The organism is uncultured Zoogloea sp., assembly GCF_937894855.1.
Classification (GTDB): domain Bacteria; phylum Pseudomonadota; class Gammaproteobacteria; order Burkholderiales; family Rhodocyclaceae; genus Zoogloea; species Zoogloea oryzae.
In genome coordinates, this window is record NZ_CALAYQ010000202.1 from 1 (window position 1) to 8,047 (window position 8,047).

Sequence of the window (8,047 nt, forward strand, 5' to 3'; positions counted from 1 at the left end):
GCATCAGCGGCATGGCGAATTCGTAGAAGGTGTCGGACAGGATGATGACCTGGAAATCCTGGCGCAGGGCGTCGAGGAAATCCTTGGCGCCGGGTTCGGGGCCCATCTCGGAGATGACCTTCTGGATGTCGGGCAGGCCCAGCTTGTGCTGCTTGAGCAGATCAAGGCGGTACTTCATCAGCTTGTCGTAGTCGGGCTCGTCGCGGGTGGTGCGACGCAGTTCGGGGATGCCGGTGCGCTCCGCGAATTCGATCCAGATTTCAGGGACGAGGACACCTTCGAGGTCGAGACAGACGAGTTGCACGGCGGGTAGCTCCAGATTACGACGGTTGATTTTGGCGAAAGGGCGATTCTAGCAAACAGACCGGCACGGCTTATGCCGAATCCGTCGCGATTGGTGACGCAGGGTTCAGTCGGCGGGGATGGCTTCGAGGGCCTCGTGGAGTTCGAGCCAGCGCAGTTCGGCTTCGTCGATCTTCTCGGTGAGCTCGGCCTGGCGCTTGAGGAGCTTGGGCACTTCGCCGGCGTCGGGGCCGGTGTAGAGCGCCGGGTCGGCGAGGCGCTCGTCGAGTTTGGCTTTTTCGGCGTTCCAGGGGGTGAGCTTCTTGTCGAGCTGTTCGAGCTCCTTCAGCAGCGGGCGGCGGGCGGCCAGGCGGGCCTGGCGGTCGGCGGCGGCGGCTTCGCGCTCGGCCTTGCGGCTGGCCTTGTCGGCGGCTTTGTCGGGGCACTGGGCGGCGACGGCATCGGCGCTGCGCTTCTGTGCGAGCCAGGCCTTGTAGTCGTCCAGGTCGCCGTCGAAGGGTTGCAGCCGGCCGTCGTCCACCAGCAGGAAGCGGTCGCAGGTGGCGCGCAGCAGCGCCCGGTCGTGGGAGACGATGACCATCCCGCCTTCGTAATCCTGCAGCGCCAGGGTGAGGGCGTGGCGCATTTCCAGGTCGAGGTGGTTGGTGGGTTCGTCGAGCAGCAGCAGGTTGGGCTTGCCCCAGATCAGCAGGGCCAGCGCGAGGCGGGATTTCTCGCCGCCGGAGAACGGGCCGCAGGGCGTGGTGGCCATGTCGCCCCGGAAGTCGAAGCCGCCGATGTAGTCGCGGAGCTCCTGCTCGCGGGTCTGCGGGTCGAGGCGCAGCGTGTGCTGGAGCGGCGATTCCTCGGGGCGCAGGCTCTCCAGCGCGTGCTGGGCGAAGTAGCCGAGGGCGAGGCCCTTGCCTTCGCGGCGCTCGCCGGCGGTGGGCTTGAGCCCGCCCGACAGCAGCTTGATGAGCGTCGATTTGCCGGCGCCGTTGCGGCCCAGGAGGCCGATGCGCTCGCCGGGGCGGATGGTGAGCTTCATGCCCGCCAGGATCGGCTTGTTGGCGTAGCCGACGGCGGCGTCCTCGATCTGCAGGAGCGGATCCGGCGCGGCGCCGCATTCGCGGAAGCTGAAGCTGAAGGGCGTGTCGATGTGGGCGGCGGCGATGGTCTCCATCCGCTCCAGGGCCTTGATGCGGCTCTGGGCCTGGCGGGCCTTGGTGGCCTGGGCGCGGAAGCGATCCACGTACTTCTGCAGGTGAGCCCGTTCGCGCTGTTGCTTTTCAAACAAAGCCTGTTGCTGAGACAACTTCTCGGCCCGCTGGCGTTCGAAGTCGGAGTAGCCGCCGGTGTAGAGCGTGAGGCGCTGGAATTCGATGTGGGCGATCTGATTGACCACCGCGTCGAGGAAATCCCGGTCGTGGGAGATCAGCACCAGCGTGCCGCGGTAGTCGCCGAGCCACTGCTCGAGCCAGATCACCGCGTCGAGATCCAGGTGGTTGGTGGGTTCGTCCAGCAGCAACAGGTCGGAGCGGCACATCAGCGCCTGGGCGAGGTTGAGGCGCATTCGCCAGCCGCCCGAGAAATCCGCCACCGGGCGCTCCATGTCGGGGCCGGAAAAACCCAGGCCGTCGAGCAGCGCGGCGGCGCGGGCGCGGGCGGCGTAACCGCCGATCTCCTGCAGGCGGCCGTGGAGGTGGCCGATCTCCTCGCCCTCGTGGGCGGCCTCGGCGGCCTCGAGGGCGGCTTCGATCCGGCGCAGCTCGGCGTCGCCGTCGAGCACGTAGTCGATGGCCGGGCGGGGCAGGGCCGGGGTTTCCTGGGCCACGTGGGCGATGGTCCAGGCGGCGGGGATCTCGAGATCGCCCGAATCCTGGTGCAGGTCGCCGCGCAGGAGCGCGAACAGGCTCGACTTGCCGCAGCCGTTGGCGCCGGTCAGGCCGACCTTCCAGCCGGGGTGGATCTGCAGGCTGGCGCCTTCGATGAGGGTCTTCACGCCGCGGGCGAGGCGCAGGTTACGAAACTGGATCACGGGAGCGGAGGAAAGAAGACGGCAAATCCGGTATTGTAAGCGGTCCCGTTGTCCATCGCCCTGCTGCACCATGCGCCTGCCCGTTTCTGCCGCCCTTTGCGTCCTCTTTCTAGCCGGTCCGGCCCTCGCCGCCGACGAGCCGGCCCCCGACATGGCCCGCGCCGCCGCGCTGCGCACCGAGGCGGGCGCGATCCGCGATGCCGCCGAGGCGCGCTTCAGCGACGAGGAGATCGATTGCTACAAGCGCTTCCTGGTCAATCGCTGCCTCGATCAGGCCAAGGAGCGCCGGGTGCTGGAGATCCGCCGCGCCCGCCAGATGGACCTGGAAGCCGGCCGCATCGAGCTGGCCGACAAGAACCGCCGCTACACCGAACGCAAGACCGAAGAGGCCGCCACCGCGCCCCAGAAGGCCGTCGAGCGCGCCGAAACCGAAGCCCGCAACCGCGCCGAGACCGAAGAGCGCCTGCGTCACCTGTCTGAAAAGGACGCCGAGCGCATCAAGACCGAGCAGGAGGCCAAGAGTCGCGGCATGCTCGAAGCCGAAGCCCGCCACCGCAAGGAAGCCGCCGACGCCCAGCGCCGCGCCGAAGAGGCCCAGGCCGCTGCCCAGCGCGCCGAACAGGCCCGCGGCGACAAGGCCGACTACGAAGAGCGGGCAGCGAAGAACGCCGAGAAGAAGGCCGAGAAGGCGAAGAAGGCCGCCGAACAGCAGCCGAAGTAGCCGGGTTCGCCGGCTGGTAAAGCAAGGGGGCCGCGTGCCCCCTTTCTCATGGGCGGCGGGCGTTCAGATCGTCGGCCCGTCCACCACCCACGCCAGGGCGTCTTCGAGTCGGTCGTTGCCCCAGAACATCTCGCCGTCCGGGGTGATGAAGCTGGGCGCGCCGAACAGGCCCCGCTCAGTGGCCTGCTCGGTCTGGCGGCGCAGGGCGAGCTTGTTGGGCTCGGCGGTGGCGTCGGCCAGCAGGGCGTCGGCGGGCAGGCCGAGGCGGGTGAGGATGGCGTGGATCACCGCCGGATCGGCGATGTCCTGGTCGTTGGCGAAGTTGGCGCTCATCACCGCCCGGGCGAAATCGCCGATCCACGGCTCGGCGGCGCCGAGGATCGCCACCCGCGCGGCGAGCACGCCGCTCCGCGGGAAGCGCGAGGGCATGGTGAGCGGCAGGCCGTAGCGCGCCGCCAGCCGGGCGAGATCCCGCCACATGTAGCGGCCCTTGGGCGGGTAGATGTTGAAGGGCGAGTCGTTCCAGCCCAGGGACAGGAACACCGGCCCGAGCAGGAAGGGCCGCCAGTTGATCGTCACGCCGGCGTCGCGGGCCAGGGGCTCGATGCGCATCACGGAAAGATAGGAATACGAGCTGGCGAACTCGAACCAGAAATCCAGGGTCTTGGCGCTCATGGGTTGGCTCCGCGGTGGGGATGACCCGAGTCTAGCACCCGGGCGGGGTGTCGGCGCCCGGCGGGGGCGAGGCATCCAGCATGCGCTCGCATTCGGCCATCAAGGTCTGGCCGAGTTCGGATTCGTGGTTCGGGTCGAGGGATTCCATCATCTCGTGCACGGTGTACAGCCCGGCCTCGCGGGACAGGCTGCCGGCGATCTGGCGGGCCAGCCGGTCGCTCAGGTCGGACAGGTGTCGGCGGTCGGCCAGCGGCAGGCTGCGTTTGGTGCGCCCGAGCCAGTCGGCGCACAGGGTGGCGCCCTGGGCCTCGGTGGGCCACTGGCCGTGCTCGTACCACAGCGACAGGCGTTCGGCGACGAGGGCGAAGATCAGGGCGACGCGGGTGCCGCGGGCGTCGGCCGGTGGAAGGGGGCGGTTCATGCGGGAGCCTTGCGAAGCGGGGTGGGAAACCTAACACGGGTGAGCCATTGCGAGTAAGCTGCCAGCCATTCACGACAGGAGACGCCCATGGCCACTTCGCCCGAATCCACCAGCATGGCCCTGTTCTGCGATTTTGAGAACGTGGCCCTCGGCGTGCGCGACGCCAAGTACGAGAAGTTCGACATCAAGCTGGTGCTCGAGCGCCTGCTCCTCAAGGGCAGCATCGTCGTCAAGAAGGCCTACTGCGACTGGGATCGCTACAAGGGCTTCAAGGCCACCATGCACGAGGCCAACTTCGAACTGATCGAGATTCCCCACGTTCGCCAGTCGGGCAAGAACTCCGCCGACATCCGGCTGGTGGTGGACGCGCTGGACCTCTGCTACACCAAGAGCCACGTCAACACCTTCGTGATCATCTCGGGCGATTCGGATTTCTCGCCGCTGGTCTCCAAGCTGCGCGAGAACGCCAAGCAGGTGATCGGCGTGGGCGTCAAGCAATCCACCTCCGATCTGCTCATCGCCAACTGCGACGAGTTCATCTTCTACGACGACCTGGTGCGCGAAACCCAGCGCGCCGCAGCCCGCCGCGAACCCAGGGAAGCTCAGCCGTCCCGCCGCAACGACGAGGACCGCCCGCGCCGCGAGGACGTGGAGGCCCGCCGCACCAAGGGCATCGAGATCGCCGTGCAGACCTTCGACGCGCTGGTGGCCGAGCGGGGCGACACCGGCAAGATCTGGGCGTCGGTGCTGAAGGAAGCCATCAAGCGCCGCAAGCCGGATTTCAGCGAGACCCGCTACGGTTTCCGGGCCTTCGGCAATCTGCTCGAAGAGGCCCAGGCCCGCGGCCTGCTGGAGTTCGGTCGCGACGAAAAATCCGGCGCCTACGTGTATCGCAGCAGCGCCGCGCGCCATGAGCCGGTGCCGGTGGAGTTGCCAGTGTCCGAAGTCGCACACCACACGGAAATCGCCGAGCCGCCCGCCGTGCCCGAAGCCACCGCCGCCAAGCCCGACAGCCGCCGCAAGCGCACCAGCAGCCGCAAGTCGGCCAAGGTCGCCGAAGTCGCGCCGGAGTCGGTGGTCGAGGCGCCGCCGCCCGAACCCGCGCCAGCCCCCGAACCCGAGCCCGAAGTACAGCCCAAGGCCGACACCCGGCGCAAGCGCAGCCCCAGCCGCAAGAGCACCAAGGCCGCCGAAGCCGCCCCGGCCGCGCCGGAGCCCGCCCCCGAGGCGCCGGCCGCCGAGCCCAAGCCGGCCACCCGCCGCCGCCGGACCCGCAAGACCGAATCCTGACGGTGGCTTCGATGGGCCGGAATCTCCTCGTCACCGGCGGCTCCCGGGGCATCGGCGCCGCCATCGCCCGGCTGGCTGCCGCGCGGGGGTACGCCGTGTGCCTCAGCTATCACACCGACCACAGCGCCGCCGAAGCCGTGGTGGCCGAGATCGCCGCCCAGGGCGGAACGGCCGTCGCGGTGCAGGCCGATGTGGCGGTCGAGGCAGACGTGCTTCGGCTCTTCGCCGAATGCGACGCGCGCCTCGGGCCGCTCGATGCCTTCGTGAACAACGCCGGCATCCTGGCCCGCCAGATGCGCGTGGACGAGATGGACGCCGCGCGCCTCGAGCGCGTTTTTGCCACCAACATCACCGGCGCCTTCCTGTGCGCCCGCGAGGCGGTGCGGCGGATGTCCACCCGCCACGGCGGGCGCGGCGGCGCCATCGTCAACCTGTCGTCCCGGGCGGCGCGGATCGGCTCGCCCGGTGAATACGTGGATTACGCCGCCTCCAAGGCCGCCATCGACACCCTCACCCTGGGCCTCGCCAAGGAAGTGGCGACCGAGGGCATCCGCGTCAATGGGGTGGCGCCGGGCCTCATCGAGACGGAGATCCACGCCAGTGGCGGCGAACCCGGCCGGGTGGCACGGCTGGCGCCGGGCGTGCCCATGCAGCGGGGCGGCACGCCGGACGAAGTGGCCCGCGCCGTGCTGTGGCTGCTGTCGGATGAGGCCAGTTACACCACCGGAAGCATCCTCGATGTGGCCGGCGGACGCTGAGCGGCCGGCTGCGTCTGCGCCCCGTTTCTGGCGCGACGCGGCGCTGCCCCACGTCGAGCTGCGCTCGGTCGAGGACGGCCGGCGGGTGTGCTACGCGCCCCATTCCCACGACAGCTTCTCCATCGGCGTGATCACCGGCGGCGTCAGCACCTATGCCAACGGGCGCCTGCGCGAGCGGGTGGGGCCGGGCTCGGTGGTGGTGGTCAATCCCGAGGAAGTCCATGCCTGCAACCCGGTGGATGGCCAGCCCTGGGCGTACCACATGCTGTTCCTCGACGCGGCGTGGCTGGCCCGCCAGCAGGCGGCGCTGGGGCGCCCGGCGGGCCGGGATTTCCAGCCGTTTTCCACCGCGGCAAGCCGCGATCCGCTGCTGGCCGAAGGCTTGATGCGCCTGCAGGCGCTGCTCCACGACGGGCAGGCTGACCTCCTCGAGAAGGAGAGCGCGGCGGTGGCCTTCGCCGCCCTGCTGCAGGCCCGCCTGGAACCGGCGCCGGCCGTGCCCGCAGGCGCCGACGACCGGCTCGCCCGGGCCGCCGAGTTCATCGCCGACAACTGCACCCGGCCCCTCAGCCTGGGCGACATCTGCGCCGCCGCGGGCCTGTCGGAGTCCTACCTGATCCGCGCCTTCCAGCGGCGCTACGGCCTCACGCCCCACGCCTTCCTCATCGACCGGCGCATCCGCTACAGCCGGGCCCGCCTGCGCCGCGGCCACGCCATCGCCGAGGTGGCGGCGGACGCCGGCTTTGCCGATCAGGCCCACCTGCACCGGGCCTTCAAGCGGCTGGTGGCGGCGACGCCCGGGCAGTACCGGGCCCAGGCTTAGAGCAGGAACAGCGCGCTGCCCGCCAGTAGCGCAGCCATCAGGCGGTTGAAGGCGCGGATGCGCGCCGGGCTGTCCAGGTGGCGGCGCAGGTGGGCGCCGGCGTAGGCCCAGCTGCCCACCGACAGATAGCAGATCACGAAGTAGATCCCCGCAAACAGCCACACCCGGGCCGGATCGCCATCGGACAGATAGGCGCCGGTGCCGGCCACCGCGGCCAGCCACGCCTTCGGGTTGAGCCACTGCATCACCGCGCCGGCGAGCAGCGTCGGCCCGGCGCCTTCTGGCCCGGCGGAGAGCCGGCCATCATCGGCCGCCAGGCGGATCGCCAGATACACCAGAAAGGCCACGCCGGCCCAGCGCACGAGGTCGGTCAGGCCCGGCCAGCGCTGCAGGATCTCCTGCAGGCCGAGGCCGGTGAGCACCAGCAGCACGGTGAAGCCGACGGTGGCGCCGGTCACGTGGCGCAGGCTGGCCCGAAAGCCGTGGCGGGCGCCGGCGCCGAGGGCCACCAGATTCACCGGGCCGGGGGAGAGGGAGGCCGCCAGCGCAAAGGCGGCCATCGAGAGGACGAGGTTCATGGACATCACCGGTTGGAGTTCGCAGGACACGAGCCCCAAGGTAGCGGCGATGTCCGCCGGGCGTCTTGAACAAAACTGCCCCGGCGGGCTTGCGGCTTACTTCAGGCCCAGCTTCCCGGCGACGATCAGCAGCACGACGGCGCCAACCACCGAGCCGACGAAGCCGGCGCCCTGGCCCGCCTGGTAGAGGCCCAGCGCCTGACCGCCGTAGGTGGCGGCCATGGAGCCGCCGATGCCGAACAGGATGGTCTTGATCCAGCCCATGTTGTCGTCGCCGGGTTTGATGAAGCGGGCGACGAGACCGACGACGAGGCCGATGAAGATGGTGGAAAGCATGGCGAACGTCCTTTGGGGGAGAGGGGGAGCGCCCACTCTAGCCCCCGGCCGATGACCGGCTCGTTAAATCCATCCCATTACACACATCTCACGCCTCCCCGAACTGCCGTGCATAGCGGGCGCCT

Annotated in this window: 10 protein-coding genes; 4 read left to right on the plus strand and 6 right to left on the minus strand. The window is 69.8% G+C overall.

The genetic code is table 11. The features are described from left to right. Both thrH and Q0672_RS21545 read right to left on the minus strand, forming a co-directional pair. A partial coding sequence (thrH, locus tag Q0672_RS21540; RefSeq protein WP_298625765.1) for a bifunctional phosphoserine phosphatase/homoserine phosphotransferase ThrH occupies positions 1–304 on the minus strand: 304 nt, incomplete at its 3' end. 105 nt (positions 305–409) lie between these two features. Beyond that, positions 410–2,320, minus strand: a complete 1,911-nt coding sequence (locus Q0672_RS21545; RefSeq protein ID WP_298625768.1) for an ATP-binding cassette domain-containing protein — start codon at positions 2,318–2,320, stop codon at positions 410–412. Positions 2,321–2,390: 70 nt separating this feature from the next. Here Q0672_RS21545 and Q0672_RS21550 point away from each other — a divergent pair, with 70 nt between their 5' ends. Further along, positions 2,391–3,041, plus strand: coding sequence for a hypothetical protein (locus Q0672_RS21550; RefSeq protein ID WP_298625770.1), 651 nt, complete (start codon positions 2,391–2,393; stop codon positions 3,039–3,041). A gap of 63 nt (positions 3,042–3,104) precedes the next feature. On the opposite strand, the gene Q0672_RS21555 is transcribed toward Q0672_RS21550, so the two are convergent. Both Q0672_RS21555 and Q0672_RS21560 read right to left on the minus strand, forming a co-directional pair. Further along, the gene (locus Q0672_RS21555; protein WP_153160567.1) at positions 3,105–3,716 is read right to left on the minus strand and encodes a 2-hydroxychromene-2-carboxylate isomerase; all 612 of its coding nucleotides are present in this window, start codon (positions 3,714–3,716) and stop codon (positions 3,105–3,107) included. A gap of 31 nt (positions 3,717–3,747) precedes the next feature. Next, a complete protein-coding gene (locus tag Q0672_RS21560) occupies positions 3,748–4,137 on the minus strand; it encodes a hypothetical protein (protein WP_298625775.1) in 390 nt (129 codons plus the stop codon). A gap of 87 nt (positions 4,138–4,224) precedes the next feature. On the opposite strand from Q0672_RS21560, the gene Q0672_RS21565 reads away from it, so the two are divergent. The 3 genes from Q0672_RS21565 to Q0672_RS21575 are packed head-to-tail and all read left to right on the plus strand — an operon-like array spanning position 4,225 to position 7,008. Continuing rightward, entirely contained in the window at positions 4,225–5,427 is a 1,203-nt protein-coding gene (locus Q0672_RS21565; protein WP_298625778.1) for an NYN domain-containing protein, read from the plus strand. An 11-nt stretch (positions 5,428–5,438) separates the two neighbouring features. After that, positions 5,439–6,185: an SDR family oxidoreductase gene (locus tag Q0672_RS21570; protein ID WP_298625781.1), complete on the plus strand. Its 747-nt coding sequence runs from the start codon at positions 5,439–5,441 to the stop codon at positions 6,183–6,185. Beyond that, the gene (locus Q0672_RS21575; protein ID WP_298625784.1) at positions 6,166–7,008 is read left to right on the plus strand and encodes an AraC family transcriptional regulator; all 843 of its coding nucleotides are present in this window, start codon (positions 6,166–6,168) and stop codon (positions 7,006–7,008) included. Before Q0672_RS21570 ends, Q0672_RS21575 begins: the two co-directional genes overlap by 20 nt. Here the strand turns inward: Q0672_RS21575 and Q0672_RS21580 are convergent. Then, positions 7,005–7,586 carry a LysE family translocator gene (locus Q0672_RS21580; protein ID WP_298625786.1) on the minus strand — a complete coding sequence of 194 codons (582 nt, stop codon included), beginning with the start codon at positions 7,584–7,586 and terminating at the stop codon, positions 7,005–7,007. The genes Q0672_RS21575 and Q0672_RS21580 overlap by 4 nt on opposite strands. A gap of 96 nt (positions 7,587–7,682) precedes the next feature. Next, positions 7,683–7,922 carry a GlsB/YeaQ/YmgE family stress response membrane protein gene (locus Q0672_RS21585; protein ID WP_298625788.1) on the minus strand — a complete coding sequence of 80 codons (240 nt, stop codon included), beginning with the start codon at positions 7,920–7,922 and terminating at the stop codon, positions 7,683–7,685. Positions 7,923–8,047: the final 125 nt, after the last annotated feature.